14 protein-coding genes and 1 pseudogene are annotated in these 14,212 nt (G+C 66.1%); 4 read left to right on the top strand and 11 right to left on the bottom strand.

Annotation, left to right across the window (positions count from 1 at the left end):
- Positions 1-1,953: a L,D-transpeptidase family protein gene (locus tag Q9293_RS06440; protein WP_306251189.1), complete on the bottom strand. Its 1,953-nt coding sequence runs from the start codon at positions 1,951-1,953 to the stop codon at positions 1-3.
- 125 nt (positions 1,954-2,078) lie between these two features.
- Here Q9293_RS06440 and Q9293_RS06435 point away from each other — a divergent pair, with 125 nt between their 5' ends.
- Complete coding sequence (locus Q9293_RS06435; RefSeq protein WP_306251187.1) at positions 2,079-2,438, top strand: diacylglycerol kinase; 360 nt, start codon at positions 2,079-2,081, stop codon at positions 2,436-2,438.
- A gap of 260 nt (positions 2,439-2,698) precedes the next feature.
- On the opposite strand, the gene Q9293_RS06430 is transcribed toward Q9293_RS06435, so the two are convergent.
- The 9 genes from Q9293_RS06430 to Q9293_RS06390 form a co-directional block, all read right to left on the bottom strand.
- A complete protein-coding gene (locus tag Q9293_RS06430; RefSeq protein ID WP_306251185.1) occupies positions 2,699-3,577 on the bottom strand; it encodes a phosphatase PAP2 family protein in 879 nt (292 codons plus the stop codon).
- Between the two features lie 89 nt (positions 3,578-3,666).
- Positions 3,667-5,577 carry an aconitase family protein gene (locus Q9293_RS06425; protein ID WP_306251183.1) on the bottom strand — a complete coding sequence of 637 codons (1,911 nt, stop codon included), beginning with the start codon at positions 5,575-5,577 and terminating at the stop codon, positions 3,667-3,669.
- A gap of 69 nt (positions 5,578-5,646) precedes the next feature.
- Positions 5,647-6,807 (bottom strand): lactonase family protein, encoded by a 1,161-nt coding sequence (locus Q9293_RS06420; protein WP_306251181.1) that lies wholly within the window; start codon positions 6,805-6,807, stop codon positions 5,647-5,649.
- Positions 6,808-7,035: 228 nt separating this feature from the next.
- On the bottom strand, positions 7,036-7,374 hold the full coding sequence (locus Q9293_RS06415; protein WP_306251179.1) for a DUF1292 domain-containing protein: 339 nt from the start codon (positions 7,372-7,374) through the stop codon (positions 7,036-7,038).
- Between the two features lie 75 nt (positions 7,375-7,449).
- Positions 7,450-8,127 carry a flagellar basal body P-ring formation chaperone FlgA gene (gene flgA, locus Q9293_RS06410; protein WP_306251177.1) on the bottom strand — a complete coding sequence of 226 codons (678 nt, stop codon included), beginning with the start codon at positions 8,125-8,127 and terminating at the stop codon, positions 7,450-7,452.
- Between the two features lie 4 nt (positions 8,128-8,131).
- Positions 8,132-8,920 (bottom strand): flagellar basal-body rod protein FlgG, encoded by a 789-nt coding sequence (flgG, locus tag Q9293_RS06405; protein ID WP_306251175.1) that lies wholly within the window; start codon positions 8,918-8,920, stop codon positions 8,132-8,134.
- A 56-nt stretch (positions 8,921-8,976) separates the two neighbouring features.
- Positions 8,977-9,720 carry a flagellar hook-basal body protein gene (locus Q9293_RS06400; RefSeq protein ID WP_306251173.1) on the bottom strand — a complete coding sequence of 248 codons (744 nt, stop codon included), beginning with the start codon at positions 9,718-9,720 and terminating at the stop codon, positions 8,977-8,979.
- 189 nt (positions 9,721-9,909) lie between these two features.
- Complete coding sequence (locus tag Q9293_RS06395; protein ID WP_285576980.1) at positions 9,910-10,113, bottom strand: cold-shock protein; 204 nt, start codon at positions 10,111-10,113, stop codon at positions 9,910-9,912.
- 168 nt (positions 10,114-10,281) lie between these two features.
- Positions 10,282-11,073, bottom strand: a complete 792-nt coding sequence (locus Q9293_RS06390) for a C40 family peptidase (RefSeq protein WP_306251170.1) — start codon at positions 11,071-11,073, stop codon at positions 10,282-10,284.
- 62 nt (positions 11,074-11,135) lie between these two features.
- On the opposite strand from Q9293_RS06390, the gene Q9293_RS06385 reads away from it, so the two are divergent.
- The 3 genes and pseudogenes from Q9293_RS06385 to Q9293_RS06375 form a co-directional block, all read left to right on the top strand.
- On the top strand, positions 11,136-11,735 hold the full coding sequence (locus Q9293_RS06385) for a HutD family protein (RefSeq protein ID WP_306251168.1): 600 nt from the start codon (positions 11,136-11,138) through the stop codon (positions 11,733-11,735).
- A gap of 18 nt (positions 11,736-11,753) precedes the next feature.
- Entirely contained in the window at positions 11,754-12,602 is an 849-nt protein-coding gene (locus tag Q9293_RS06380; protein WP_306251167.1) for a S1 RNA-binding domain-containing protein, read from the top strand.
- Positions 12,599-13,081 (top strand): annotated as a pseudogene (locus tag Q9293_RS06375) (M48 family metallopeptidase); the annotation flags it as partial. The gene Q9293_RS06380 and the pseudogene Q9293_RS06375, both read left to right, overlap by 4 nt.
- Before the next feature lie 169 nt (positions 13,082-13,250).
- On the opposite strand, the gene Q9293_RS06370 reads toward Q9293_RS06375, so the two are convergent.
- Positions 13,251-14,141, bottom strand: a complete 891-nt coding sequence (locus Q9293_RS06370) for an IS481 family transposase (RefSeq protein WP_306251163.1) — start codon at positions 14,139-14,141, stop codon at positions 13,251-13,253.
- Positions 14,142-14,212 lie beyond the last annotated feature (71 nt).

Below are 14,212 nucleotides of genomic sequence, written 5' to 3'. Positions count from 1 at the left end.
CTACTCCGAACCGCCACCGGGCAAGGCGGCCAGAATGCCCTTGGCCAGGTCCGTCAGGGAGGGATCCCTCGCCCCCATGATCAGGATGAGGTCTCCTTCCCTCGCCTCGGCGGCGAGTCGCTCCACCAGCCATTTCCGTGATGGGGCGTGCTCGGCCTGAACCCCCCGCGCCACCAGATCGCCGATGACGTCGCCCGAGCTGATGTCCTTGGCGGCGGTGCCACCGGCGTAGAACACATCCAGGAACCAGAGCCGGTCCTGGGCGCGCAGCTCGGCGGAGAAGCTCTCCACGAAATCCGCCCGCAGGAATTTCAGGGGGCCGAAACCGTGTGGCTGAAACACCGCCAGCAGGCGCCCGCCCGCAGCGGCCAGGCGCAAGTGGGCCGCCCGGATGGAGGCCGCCACCTTGGCCGGGTTGTGGCCGAAGTCATCCACCACGGTAACGCCGGCCCGGGTGCCCAACACCTGGAAGCGGCGGGCCACGCCCTGGAAGGCCGAGAGCGGCTCCACCATGGCTTCGAGGGGAACGCCCAGCGCCATGCAGGCTCCGATGGCCGCCAAGGCGTTTTCGACGTTGTGCCGCCCTGGCACCGGCAAACGGAAGTCTGTATTCCTCACGCGGAAAGCGGAGCTTTCCGCGCCAAGCGAAAGCCCCTCGGTGCGAAGCTGCGCCCCTTCGCCAAACCCGAAGACCAGACTGCCTCCGGCGAATGCCCGCAGGTTCTCCGCTTCACCCACCACCGCGGTTTCTCGCACCTGGACCCGGAAGGTCCGGAACATCTCGGCCACGGCCTCCATTTCCTTGTGGTCGCGCTGCAGGTTCAGCAGCACGCCCACCGCGGCGTGGTAGCGCACCACGGAGCCATCGCTTTCATCGGCCTCGATGACCAGCAGGTCCGAGGCTCCTGCCCAGGCGTTGCCCCACAGGCCTTGGCGCTGAAGCGCCACCAGATCGCCGCCGGTGATGATGGAAGGGTCGCGGCCGGCGCCGCGCAGGATCTCGAAGATCATGGCCACGGTGCTGGACTTGCCGCTGGTGCCCGTCACCGCCACGGTGCGGTACCGCGCCACCAGATGGGCCAGCAACTCTGAGCGGTGCAGCACGGGCACGCCCAGGCGCCGGGCCGCAGCCACATCGGGCACATCCTCCTCCACGGCGGTGGACACCACCAGGGCCGAGCAGTCCCCTTCCAGGCCTGAACCATTTTGCGGATGGATGGCCACGCCCAGGGCTTCCAGCTGCGCTCGGGATTCCGTTCGTTCACCCCGGTCGAAGCTGCGGTCGCTGCCGCTGGCCCGGCCGCCCTTCATCGCCACGAACTGGGCCAGGGCGCTCATGCCGCTGCCTCCGACTCCAGCGAAGTGCAATCGCCCAAGCCCCAGGCCATCCCCTGGCGTTCCTTCGGCGATGAGGAGCAGGTCCCCCTCGGCCACCCGGTCGAACAGGTCGAGCACCTCGGCATTGCCCAGGCGCACGCAGCCGTGGGACACGGGCGTGCCCAGCTGCCCCTCCTGGTTGGTGCCGTGCATGTAGATGAAGCGCTCCAGGGAATCCCGCCCAGGGCCGCGATTCCAGCCCTCTTCCTGTCCATCCAGGGTGAGCACGCGCGTGAGGATCAGATCCTCCTCTCGGGCCTCTCCCCGCCAGACTTCGCCCGTGGCCACCCGGTTGCGGAAAACGCTGCCCGGCTCCGCGCCCGCACCGATGCGCGCATGGATGCGATGCCAGCCCGTGGGCGTGCGGTACGAGCCTTCTTCGCACCCCAGGCCATTGCGGGCCGTGGAGATGACCGCCTCGAACACCAACTGGCCAGCTTCGATCAGACCCAGCCTTTGGCGGGCCACGTCCACCACCAGAACTCTGGAGCTGGACTCCAGAGCGGGCGCGCCTTCGCGCGCTAGGCCCGTCAACAGCAGGGCGCGGTAGCGGGCAGTTAGGACGGGATCAAACATGGGGCGCTCGAAGAGGAAGGTCAGGTCACCGGCTTCCCAGATTCACACAGATTCCGCGGGAAGCGCAGCCCTGGGCTCTGGAACCTCCGGTGTCACAATGGGGGCTTCCCGCCGCAAGGGTCCGCATGAAGAACCAGCCCTTCCACCATCGCCTCTCCTACAGCCTCCAGGGCATCCGCAGCGCCTGGCGGCAGGAGGCCAGCTTCCGCTCGCAGGCTCTGATGGCCCTGGGGGTGGTGGCGGTCCTCGTGGCGGTGCGCCCCGCGCCGCTCTGGTGGGCCCTGCTGCTGATGAATTGCGGCCTGGTGCTGGGGGCCGAGTTGCTGAACACGGCCCTGGAGCAGACCCTCGACCACCTGCATCCTGAGATCCACCCGGCCATCAAGGTGGCCAAGGACTGCGCCGCCGGAGCCGTGCTGGTGTTCAGCCTCAGCGCCGTGGGCACCTTCCTCGCGTTCCTTGGAGCCTGTCTAAGTCATCGATAGGGGCTGCATTGACGGCAAAGGGCCTCCAGGCACGGAGGCGGGTGCAGGGCGGTGAGATTCACCGTTCAAGCCCGCCGACACAGCATGGGGGCCCCTTTGCCGCCAACCCTTCGGGCTGGGGCGGCAGCCGTCGGGATGCAGCGTCAGGCTCCTCGCCCCTGGAACCGCCAGGGCCTTCGTCGCCTTCCTTGCCTCCCTCGGCTGGCGCCCCAGTGCGGCCCCCACCCATGACTTAGACAGGCTCCGAGGGTCAGTGTTTATCAAAACTTCAGGGCGAGGCTGACTCCGTAGCCTCCGGGCTGGATCATCGGCGTGAAGCTCATGGCCAGCTTGGACCCGGCGTCGCTGCGGCGGGACTGGTTGTAGCGGACCACGGTCTTGCCCACGAAGGTGCCAATGAGGCCACCGGCCACCACATCGGACAGGAAATGCTGGCGCTGCTCGATGCGGGCCACGCCCACCAGGCCCGCCAGGCCGTAGCTCAGGCCCGACACCCAGGGCGTATCCGCATGCTCGGCAAGGACCGAAGCCAGCGCGAAGGCCTGAGTGGTGTGCCCCGAGGGGAAGGATTGACCACCGCCAAAGGGATGGAAGTCGTGGGTGCCCTTGTCCGCCGAGGGCCGGGACCGGCCTGTGATTTCCTTCAGCGGAATGGCCAGGAGCAGCTGGGCGATGCCCATGGTGGCCATGGTATCGACCCCCGTGGCGCGGATCTCGGGGTCCTTGAAGGCCACGCCCGCCAGCCAGGTACCTCCGGCGATGAGCACGCTGGGCGTGCCACCGAGGTTCTGCACGGCCTTGGCGAAGCGATCGGCGGAGGCGGTGCGGTGCTTGGCCATCTCCTGTTCGGTGGAGCGGTCCAGCGCCAGGGCGGTTCCAATCGCCAACACCGCGCCTCCGGCCTTCAGCCAGTCCGATGAGTCCCACCGGGCCGGGGCCGTGACCACACGGCCCGCATCATCCCAAACCAACCTTGGCAGGTTGCCGAAGCGATCCGGATCCGCCGGAGAATCCATCTGGACGGAGGTCTGCGACCGCCCCGCGGTCACCGCGTCGGGAGTCGCAGGGCTCGTATCTGGCGTGTCGGCCCACACCCAACCCGAAGCGAGGACCATGGTGGCTAGGCTGAGGATTCTCATGAATGGCAAGGTCTCCGGAACCGGCCCATGTCAAAAGCCGGTCCTCCACCTTAGCTGGCCCGCCGCGAATGTTCCCAGGGCTTTCGAGATCAGGCCCCCACGATGTGCCCAGCGAGGGCGCTGGCGGCCACCGTCGCGGGGCTGGCCAGCCACATCTGGCCGGGGCCGCTGCGGCCCGGGAAGTTCCGGTTGATGGCACTGATGGTGACCTGGTCGGGATGGGTGGACACGCCGGGCCCCGCGTTGATGCAGGCCCCGCAGGAGCTGCCCAACACGATGGCCCCCACGGCCTCGAAGGCCGCCATCCAGCCCTGCGCCACCGCGTGGCGGCGCACTTCCTCGCTGCCGCACTGCACGAAGAACTGGACACCCTCGGGCACGCGGCGCCCCTCGGCTGCGGCGCTGCGCACCACGTCGTAGGCTCGCCGCAGGTCCTCGCGCTTGCCCCCGGTGCAACTGCCCAGGTAGGCGATGTGGATGGGCACCGGCTCCGACAGATCGGCCAGGGCCACGCCATTCCCAGGGTCGCCGGGCCGCGCCAGCATGGGCCCCAGCGCGGCGCAATCCACCTCCAGGGTGTGCGCGTACTCGGCCCCCTCATCGCCCTGCATCCACGGCTCCAGCGCCAGCCGCACGCCCCGTCGCTCTTCGATGAAGCGCAGGGTTTCCTCATCCGGGGCGATGAGCCCAGTGAAACCGCCGATCTCCGCCGCCATGTTGGTGAGGGTGGCGCGCTCATCGGTGTCGAGATCCACCAGGGCCTCACCCTGGTACTCCATCACGTGGCCGATGGCGCCGCCTTCGCGGATGAGGGGCTGGGCCAGCAAGTGGAGCACGATGTCCTTGGCGGATACGCCAGCGCGCAGGCGCCCGTTCAGGCGCACCCGCAGCGTGGGCGGCACGGTGACGCGCACATCCCCGGTCACCCAGGCGCAGGCAATGTCCGTGGTGCCCACCCCGAAGGCCAGACACCCCAGAGCGCCCGCGTGAGGGGTGTGGGAATCCGTGCCCACCACCACCTGGCCTGGGCAGGCGTAGCGCTCCGCCATGATGGCGTGGCAGATGCCTTCGCTGCCAGAACCATCCGCCAGTTCGCCGTGGAGTCGGATGCCGTGTTTGGCACAGAAGGATTCCTGCGCCGGCTTCAGACGTTCCGCCACCGTCAGCAGGCCCATGGCGCGGTGCTCCGCCTTCATGCTGTGGTGCAGGAAGGTGAGGTGATCCCGGAAGGCGAGGATGCTGGCCGGATCGCGCAGCGTGACATCAGGCCCCAGGGCCTTCTCCAGGAAGCTCGCGGCCATGGGGGTCACGTACTCGTGGCTGAAGCGCCAGTGCGCCTGCACGAAGAGGCCGTCGCCTGGCCTCACCGAGGCGAGACCGATCCGACCCCGTGTCGCATCCACCACCGCCTGCCGGGCCAGCAGCTTCTCTGCATAGGTCATGGGTCGGTGGACGTGCTCCGGCAGCGGGGGCGCCACCTCGCCCGCCAACCGTGCAGCGTTGTAGGCAAAGAGACCCCCGCGCCGGACGATCTCGGCGGTGACCGCATCCAGGCCCGCGGTGAATTCAGCCAGAGGGATGGTTTCACCACGGCGGATGCGCGGGATCAAGCCGAAGTCCGTGCTGGTGAGCAGGCCCAGGTTCTGGGCGTTCTGACGGTAGATGCGCTCGAAGCTTTCGGCGATCACCAGACGGATGCCTGCGCACAGCTCCGCATAGGGGCTCGCTTCGCGGCTGCTGCCCTTGCCCCGGCGCCTGCCCGCCACGCTGACGGAAAATCCGCCCGCGCGCACGCTGCCCTCCTTCAGCGGAAACGTGTCCCCGCACTTCAGGCCCAGGTAGGGAAAGTCCCCCAGCTTTTCGTCGAAGTGATAGCAGATGAAGGCCGGCGTGATCTCATCGGTGCTGATCTGATCGCGCAGCGGCAGAGCCTCCGCCAGCTCCAAATCATCTCCGGCCAGCTGGCGGAGGATCTTCCCCGGATCCTCCGTAAGGAACATTACTCGGCCAGGAAGCGAAACAGCGTCAAGCGGCATGCATCCAGGTTACGACACTGCCGCGTCGCGGTCTCAGTCCAGGCTCATGAATGTCAGGCACACGGGAGCCCCCACGGAGAAAGTTTTCCCGGTGGGGGTGACGCGTCCGGTCTTGGCGTCGACCCGGAACAGGACGACGTTATTGGACGCCTGATTCTCGGCAAACAAGTAGGCCCCGGTGGGATCCATCGCGAAGTGCCTCGGCGTACGGCCTCCGGTGGGCACGTACTCCAGGGGTGAAATAAGCCCGCCTGGGCCGATCCCGAAGACTGCCAGGCTGTCATGGCCGCGGTTGGATCCGTACAGGAATTTCCCATTGGGATGGATCAGGATTTCTGCGCAGTCATTCTCACCTTTGGCCTCGGCGGGCAGCGTAGAGGTGGTTTGGAGTTCCAGCAGGGCGCCCAACTTCGGATCAAAGGCAAAGGCCGTCACGGAGGACTGGAGTTCATTGATGGCATAGGCCAAACGCCCCGCAGGATGAAACGTGAAGTGTCGCGGCCCCGCTCCCGGCGCCACGCGGGCGAAGGGCACTTCATTCGGGCTCAAGGTTCCTTTGGTGGCATCGAATCGGTAGCTGAAGATGCGATCCAGCCCCAGGTCGGTCACGAAGGCGAAGCGTTCATCCGGTGACAAGGTGACGGCATGGGCGTGCGGCGCGCCTTGGCGCTTGGGATCCACCACCGTGCCCACGTGCTGCACGAGGTCGGAGGCTTCCTTCAGACGGCCGTCCATCTCGAGGGGCAGCACGGCCACACTGCCGCCCGTGTAATTGGCCACGAAGAGGTGCCGCCCGCTTCGATCCAGGGCCAGGTGACAGGGATCGGCCCCTCCGCTTGCCACTTGGTTCAGAAGGGCCAAACGGCCGGTGGCCCGGTCCACGCTGAAGGCGCTCACGGCGCCGCTCCTCTGGCCCTGAAAGGAATCCACCTCGTTCACGGCGTAGAGAGTTTTCCCGTTGGGATGCAGCACCAGGAAAGAGGGGTTCACGGTTTCCGCCGCGAGGCCAAGGGCCTCGACCTCGCCCGTGGCGGCATTGAACCGCCAGGCGTAAATGCCCTTGCTCTCCTTCTGGGTGTAGGTGCCCGCGAACAGGAGGAACGATTTCGCCTTGAGTTCGGGTTTGGGGCCCGCGCACACACTGGAAGAAGCCAAAGAGGCGAGGGCCAGAAGACACGTGAATGGGGATGGCATGGCTCCATCAAAGCAGAAAAAGCCACGGCCCGCGGCAGGTAAGGGCCATCCGGCCGCGCCAGCGGGCCTCGGCACTCATCCCTGGGATCAACGGCATGCTGGCGCGAATGGGGGGCCCTTTCTGTTGGGGACGGAGGCGCCCCACTTTGAAACAGGCCCTGGCCAGCCAGGGTACAGAACCGGGCCCCCGAAGGACCGGGGGCCCGGAACAACCATGAGGAGGGCTTGTCAGTCCTTCTCTTCCTCGGCCTTCAGCTTGGCTTCCTGCTCGTCGAGGTGCTTCATGAGGCGCTCGGCCAGTTCTTCATCCTCGAGGGGCGTGAACATGTCGTCCTTCACCTCGAAGATCTCCAGGCTCAGACCAGCCTCGGGATCCGCAGTGCCTTCCTCCTGGGCCTGCAGCTCGGCGAGCGGCGCCAGGATGGCGAAGTTGCGGCCCTCGAATTCGAGCTCTTCCAGGATCGCGAACTCTTCCTTTTCGCCATTCTCGTCTTCGAGCTCAACGACTTCGATTTCGAAGGAATCGTCGTGATCGTGGTTGCAATCCGGACCGTGTTCGTGAGCCATGGGCTCCTCCTAGCGCAAGGGTCCAGAATAGGGTCGAATGCCACTCCGGCCAAGCAAAGATCCTGTGATTCGCGTCTACTGGAGCCGCGCCTCGCCCGGGCCCGTGACGATGCCCGTCACCTGCCGACGGGCCCCCGGGGCCTCCAGACGCACCCGGTCATTCAACCCCGCCCGGCTGCGGGCCGTGGTTTCCACCGTGACCGTCAGGGCCTCGTGGGTGGCTGTCAGGCGGACCTTGTCCCCGGACTGGATCAGCGGAATCGCTTCCAGGTCGGCCCGGGTCAGGATCTTGCCCGACACGACGGATCTCATGAGGCGCTGCCCCTCGGGCACTTCAGTCAGGGCGCCCTCCGGGGGAACCCCCTCGAAGGGACTGGGTTCGACTTGTTCCGCTGTGAGCTCAGTCTGCCGGGTCAGGTCGCCCTTGGCGCGCAACACCGTGCCCACCCACTTGCCTTCCAGATCCACCCGGGTGACGCCCACCCGTTCGCCGTTCACCTTGTAGGCCACCACCACGAAGAACCGGCCCAAGGGCTCGCGCTTGCTGATATGGGTGGCTTCAAACACCAGTTCTCCGGGCTGCACCATGGGCACCCGGGGTGGCTGGGCCACCTTGAAGCTATGCTCGCCACCCAACTTCGCAGCCTCGGCCTGGGCGAAGGCCAGAGCTGTTTCGGCCAGGCGTTCCGCCGGAGACACCGGAGCCTGGCCGAAAAGGGCCATGGTGCAGAGGAACAGGGCAGCAGCGCGCATGGGATTACCGCTTCAGGTTGTTCACGAGGCTGAGCATGTTGTCGACCGTCTGGATGGTCTTCGAGTTCGCCTCGTAGGCCCGCTGCCCGATGATCATGTTCACCATCTCCTCGGCCACATCCACGTTGGAAACCTCCAGGAAGCCCTGGTTGATGGTGCCCACGCCGTCCGTGCCCGGGGTGGCGTCGATGGCATCGCCGCTGGCCAGGGTGGGCTGCATCAGGTTGCGTCCCAGCTGGTTCAGGCCCGAAGGATTGATGAAGTGGGAAATGGTGATCTGGCCCACCTGCTGAGGCTGGGTCTGGCCGGTCTGGGTGACGCTCACGGTGCCGTCCGGGGCGATGGTCACGCTCTGCGCGTCCTGGGGAATGGTGATCTGAGGATCCAGCAGGTAACCCGCGGCATTCACCAGGGCACCGTTCTGATCCGTGGTGAAGCTGCCATCGCGGGTGTAGGCCAGGGTGCCATCGGGCTGGGTCACCCGGAAGAAGCCGTCGCCCTCGATGGCCATGTCGAAGCGGTTGGTGGTCTGGCGCATGTTGCCGGTGCTGTACTGCCGCATGAGGCTCTGCAGCTTGGCGCCGTGGCCCAGCTGGATGCCGGCGGGAATGGTGCTGGTGTTGCTTGAGCTGGTGCCCGCCAGATTCACGGTCTGGTAGAGCAGATCCTGGAACTCGGCCCGGGCCTTCTTGAAGCCCGTGGTGTTCACGTTCGCCAGGTTGTTGGAGATGGTGTCCATGTTGAACTGCTGGACATTCATGCCAGCTGCCGCCGACCACATCGCACGCATCATAAAAACCTCCTGATCATGTCTCTGACGACTGAAGACTGAAAGCCGGAAACTGGAACCTACCGGGCGATGGCAATGTCGTTGATGGAGCGGGAATCCAGGTCATTGCTGAGGGTCGAAGCCACCTTCAGGCTCATTTCGTAGAGCCGGTTGAGCCGGATCATCTCCACCATGGTCGAGGCCGTATCCACGGCGCTCTGCTCCAGATGCCCCTGGGTGACGGTGCCCTTCACCGGCGCCTCCGCAGCGCCCGTGGGGTCAAAGCGCAATGCCCCCGTGCGCTTCAGCGCGCCCGGCTTTTCGTAGGCCTTCAGATCCAGCTGGCCCAGGGCCTGGCCGTTCTGCTGGACAGTGCCATCGGTAGAGATCGACACGCTGCCGTTCTTGGGGTCCACCTTGATGGGTTGGCCATTTTTGCCCAGAACCGGGTTGCCATCCATGGCCTGGAGCTGACCGTCGGTTCCCATCTGCAAACGACCATCCCGAGTAACCCGGACGCCATTGGGCGTGCTGAGGCTCAGGAAGGCGTTGCCTTCAATCGCCACGTCCAGGGGTCGGCCCGTGGCCCGCAGGTTGCCCTGCTCCGTGATCACACCGGTTTCGGCGAAGACCACGCCATCGTTCAGATACCCGCTCAAGGGCAACTTCCGGCCGCTGCCCGCGGCCTTGTTGAACACGGCGAAGAAGGGCTGATCGGGCTTGTAGCCCACCGTGGCCGCGTTCGCCAGGTTGTTCGCCACCACATCCAGCTGGAAGGCCCGAGCCTTCAAGCTGCCAGCGGAGACATAGTATCCAGGATCCATTGGGCACCTCTCGCCCAGCCAGCGGCCGGGACAGAGGACTACCGCCAAAGGGATGCCAAAAGCGCGGGCGGACCGCGGGCTTCCCGATCTCTCCGCACAGGAGACAAAGCAAAAGCCCGGCTATGCCGGGCTTTTGCTGGGGGTCCCGGGGGTGTGCGCGCAGCGCGGGACCCCCGGGAGAAATCAGATTCAGATCTTGGTGACGTTGGTCGCCTGGGGGCCCTTCTGGCCCTGTCCCACATTGAAGCTGACGCGCTGATTCTCATCCAGGGTGCGGAAACCCGTGGTTTCGATCGCGGAGTGATGCACGAACAGGTCCGCACCACCCTCGTCGGGGGTGATGAATCCGAAACCCTTTTCGGCGTTGAACCACTTGACGGTGCCTTGAGCCATGATTTTTCCTGCTTTCTTCGTCCTGGATGTGAATGCGATGTCCCTTCCAGGCGAGGCAGCAACGCTTTTAGATACCCGTGCAACTGACGGGCAACTGCCAGTGTAGGACTTTTCTGCCAGCAATTTTCAAAAAATCGATGATCGGCCAAAAATAATCCAGATCGCCCCCTATAGGTAGGTCCGGACACCCACCAAAGCCTTGCGGTAGTAGCGATCCCCGAGATTGTCCTGCCGGATGCTCTGGCCCGAACGGGGGGCGTGGATGAAAGCCCCCTGCCCCAGGTACAGTCCCACATGACTCACCCGGCCCCCGCCCCCTGTGGCGAAGAACAGGAGGTCCCCCGGCTGGGCCTCCTCGAGACTCACCGCATTTCCCGCCTCGTACTGAGCCTGGGAGGAACGGGGCAATCTCAACCCATTCAGCTGGTACACAGCCCCTGTCAGACCGCTGCAGTCGAAGCCCCGCTCCGTCGTGCCCCCAAACAGGTAGGGCACCCCCAGATAGCCCCTGGCCGAATCCACCAGGCCGGCCCGAAGGCCCCGCTCATCCGTCGGGCGCAGATGAACCGGCCCGGGAGCTGCCGGAGCGGAACCATCCGGAGCCACGACCCAGTAGGCTTCGATGACACCGGCGGCCTTCAGGGCTTCGCCCCGGGCTCGAGCCTTCTCCTTGGTGGCGAAATCGCCGAAGCGCACCCGGTAGAGGCCATCGCCCGAAGCGTAGTAGGCAGCCTCAAGCCCCTGCGCCTGCAGCGACTCCGAAAACCGGGCGGCGTTCTCCACTTTGGCGAAGGCTCCCGCCTGCAGCGTATAGCCCAGGCGCGGGAGGGCCCGGCTGGAAGCGGGTGCGGCACGGGGACGCTCCGGCAGGCGGCGGGGCGTCCTGGAACAGGCGGTGCCCAGCAGGAGCACCGCCAGCGCCCCGGCCAACCTCCGATGCCCGCCCCCGCCGAGAACCATGCGGGGATGCTAGCAGCACCGCGGGAGCGCCCGCACTTCTCCCGCCATGAGAAGCTGTCTTCATGCTGCATCTCCGCCCCTCCGACTACCGCGTCATGCCCTGGAAGGATGGGGGTGGCAGCACCACCGAGCTCGCCATCGAACCGGCGGGAGCAAGCCTGTCGGATCCGTTCCTGTGGCGGGTGAGCTCGGCGCGGGTGGAAGCCTCGGGGCCCTTCTCGCACTTCCCGGGCCGCGCGCGCCTGCTGACCCTGCTGGAGGGATCGGGGCTCATCCTCGACATCGATGGCCAGGGCCGTCAGCGGCTCAAACACCCCGGCCAGGTGGTGGCCTTTGCCGGGGATGTGCCCGTGAACGCCACGCTCATCCAGGGGCCCTGTGTGGATTTGGGGGTCATCAGCGATCCCAGCCGGGTGAAGGTCACCATGGCGTGGCTCAACCTGGGCACCGAGGCCACCACCATCACCGTGGCCCCAACCACCCTGCTCTTCGCGCCCTGGGGCCCCGTCCGGGTGGATCCCCTCGCGGTGGAGCTCGAGCCCCGGGACTGCCTCCGTCTCGGAAATAGCCCCGCCGCCACCGAAGCACCCGGTGCGAAGCTGGGCGTGCGCGCCTCCTTCGGCACCACGCCCCTGGTGCTCGTCTCCATCTGGCCCCTCTAAGCTGCGTCGGATGATCGGATGACCACCCTTGGCACCCTGAACGACTTGAAGGTCCTCCGCCTGGAGTCGGGAGGCGCTTGGCTGGATGGCAGTCCCGAGGGGCCGATCCTGCTGCCTCTCGAACAAGTGCCCCCGACCCTGGAACCAGGCCAGGTCCTGCGGGTCTTTGCCTACCGGGAGGACGAGGGCCGTCTGGTGGCCTATCGCCGCCCGCCCATGGCCCTGGGTGGTGAGGTGTGCTTCTTGAAAGTGGTGTCCGTGAATCCCGCTGGGGCCTACCTGGATTGGGGCCTGCCGAAGCCCCTGTTCATGCCCTGGAAAGAGGTGAAGCACGAGGTGCGGCGCCTGGTGAAGCCTGGCCAAAAAGTGCTGGTCTTCCTCTTCTCGGATGAAGCGGGCCACCTGGCCGCCTCCACCCGCCTGAGCGATTTCCTGGTGGACGAGGCTGACGAATTCAAGGAGGGCGACCAGGTCAGCCTGGTGATCGGGGACCGCACGGATATTGGCGTACGCGTGGTCGTCAACCATCGCTACTGGGGCATGGTTCACGACAGCGACCTGTTTGGCAAGGTGAGCCGCGGCGAGACTCGGGACGGCTGGGTGAAGGCGCCGCGCGCCGACCGCAAGCTGAGCCTCTCGCTGAGCGCGCCGGGTTACGCCAAAGTGGATGCCGTGGCCCAGGCCCTGCTCGACACCTTGAAGCGGCGCGGGGGCTTCCTGCCCGTGACCGACAAGAGCGCCCCCGAGCAGATCTACACGCTGTTCGGCATCAGCAAGAAGGTGTTCAAGCAGACCCTCGGCGCCCTCTACAAGGCCCGCCGCATCAGCATCGACGCCGACGGCATCCGGCTGCTTAAAGCGCCATGATCGGCGAGACGTCTCTGCCCTACCTGGAAGGCTACAGCCCGGCTGTGCAGGCACGGGTGCGCGACCTCTTGACCCTGGGCCAGCTGGGGCCGTACCTCGCCAGCCGCTACGGGGAGCCGCACGAGGTGCGCACCGACAAGGCCCTCTTCCAGGCCGCGATGGCGCTGAAAGAGCGCTTCATGAAGAACGCCGCACCACTTCACAAGGTGATCTACGACCCCAAGCTCCCATTGCTGAGCCAGGCCCTGGGCACCCTGACGGCGGTATCCCGGGTGCAGGGCGCCCGGCTCAAGACCAGTCGCGAAATCCGCGTGGCTTCCGTCTTCCGCGAGGCCCCTGCGCCCTTCCTGAAGATGATCCTCGTGCACGAACTGGCCCACCTGAAGGAGCGCGAGCACAACAAGGCCTTCTACCAGCTCTGCACCCACATGGAGCCGGACTACTTCCAGCTGGAGTTCGACCTGCGCCTCTACCTGACCCATCGCGAAGCCTGTGCAGAGGCGGCTTCAGCTAGGGCCTGTTTTCAAAGTCAAGAAAGGCAAATGGACGTAAGGGGTTGTACAAATTGCCTAACTGCGGTACCTCATGGGTATGACGTTGAGGTAGAGCGTGGCGAGAACTTTTCTGACTGAACGAATGTGGGCCAGGCTAGATGTCGGTGCCAACGAGGTTGACCAGCCGGGTAACAGGGGGCTGACCACCTAAGGCCTTGTGGGGCCTGTGGTGATTGTAGAAGTGGAGCCAGGCGCCGAGCGCCTGGTTTCTTTCGTCTGAGCTCTGCCAGGTGGGACCGTAGGCCCACTCTCGCAGGGCGGTCTGGATGAGGCGCTCGGCCTTGCCGTTGGTCCGTGGGCGGTAGGGGCGGGTGCGGCTGTGCGTGAGGCCGAAGGCTTCGCGCATGGCCTTGAACGCCTTGGACCGGTAGGGCGAGCCGTTGTCGGTCAGCAGCTTGCGGGCGGTGACGCCCCGGGCCTGGAAGTGCAACAGCGCCCTCTGGAGGAATGAGGCAGTGGTCTCCTTCTTCTCGTCCGGGAGCACTTCCATGTAGCAGGCCCGCGAGTGGTCGTCCGAGCAGACATGGAGCACCTGGTAGCCCGCATCGCGGTTCTTGTGGTGGCGGATGCCTGTGGCGCGGTGGCCCACTTCGTGGAAGTTGGCGAGCTTCTTGGTGTCCAGGTGGAGGAGGTCGCCGGGGGCCGCGTGTTCGTAGCGGTTGTCGGGTTCCTTGGGCTGGAGGTCCGAAGCCTTGGAGATGCGCGCCTTGCGGAGCCAGAAGCCCACGGTGGAACGGGGCACGCCCAGTTCCGAGGCAATCTGGATCGCCGCCTGGCCCCGCCGCCTTCGACCTACGGCCTCGACGACGAGGCCAAGCTCGTGGCTTCGCGCCAGGCGATGCGGCTGGCTGGAGCGATCCAGGAGCCCGATCGGACCCTCTGTTTTGAACCGAGCGAGCCATCGGTAGGCCCTGCGCGTGCTGATTCCTATGGATTCAGACGCATCCCGGACCGTCCAGTCCTCCTCCAGAACGCGCTTCACCATTAATGCTCGACTGGCGGGGCAAGACTTTGCTGAACTGTGGAGGTTCACCCGAGGCTCCGAGAAAGCTGTTT

Source organism: Geothrix sp. PMB-07, assembly GCF_030758935.1.
GTDB lineage: Bacteria > Acidobacteriota > Holophagae > Holophagales > Holophagaceae > Geothrix.
Note: the sequence above shows the minus strand (reverse complement) of the source record. Positions and strands in the feature narration are given on the sequence as shown.

Coding starts and splice junctions, on each gene's coding strand:
- Q9293_RS06415 (WP_306251179.1), bottom strand. CDS start 7,374: ATGGCTCACGAACACGGTCCGGATTGCAACCACGATCACGACGATTCC.
- Q9293_RS06430 (WP_306251185.1), bottom strand. CDS start 3,577: ATGAGAATCCTCAGCCTAGCCACCATGGTCCTCGCTTCGGGTTGGGTG.
- Q9293_RS06435 (WP_306251187.1), top strand. CDS start 2,079: ATGAAGAACCAGCCCTTCCACCATCGCCTCTCCTACAGCCTCCAGGGC.
- Q9293_RS06390 (WP_306251170.1), bottom strand. CDS start 11,073: ATGGTTCTCGGCGGGGGCGGGCATCGGAGGTTGGCCGGGGCGCTGGCG.
- Q9293_RS06395 (WP_285576980.1), bottom strand. CDS start 10,113: ATGGCTCAAGGCACCGTCAAGTGGTTCAACGCCGAAAAGGGTTTCGGA.
- flgG (WP_306251175.1), bottom strand. CDS start 8,920: ATGATGCGTGCGATGTGGTCGGCGGCAGCTGGCATGAATGTCCAGCAG.
- Q9293_RS06425 (WP_306251183.1), bottom strand. CDS start 5,577: ATGTTCCTTACGGAGGATCCGGGGAAGATCCTCCGCCAGCTGGCCGGA.
- Q9293_RS06400 (WP_306251173.1), bottom strand. CDS start 9,720: ATGGATCCTGGATACTATGTCTCCGCTGGCAGCTTGAAGGCTCGGGCC.
- Q9293_RS06420 (WP_306251181.1), bottom strand. CDS start 6,807: ATGCCATCCCCATTCACGTGTCTTCTGGCCCTCGCCTCTTTGGCTTCT.
- flgA (WP_306251177.1), bottom strand. CDS start 8,127: ATGCGCGCTGCTGCCCTGTTCCTCTGCACCATGGCCCTTTTCGGCCAG.
- Q9293_RS06380 (WP_306251167.1), top strand. CDS start 11,754: ATGACCACCCTTGGCACCCTGAACGACTTGAAGGTCCTCCGCCTGGAG.
- Q9293_RS06370 (WP_306251163.1), bottom strand. CDS start 14,141: ATGGTGAAGCGCGTTCTGGAGGAGGACTGGACGGTCCGGGATGCGTCT.
- Q9293_RS06385 (WP_306251168.1), top strand. CDS start 11,136: ATGCTGCATCTCCGCCCCTCCGACTACCGCGTCATGCCCTGGAAGGAT.
- Q9293_RS06440 (WP_306251189.1), bottom strand. CDS start 1,953: ATGTTTGATCCCGTCCTAACTGCCCGCTACCGCGCCCTGCTGTTGACG.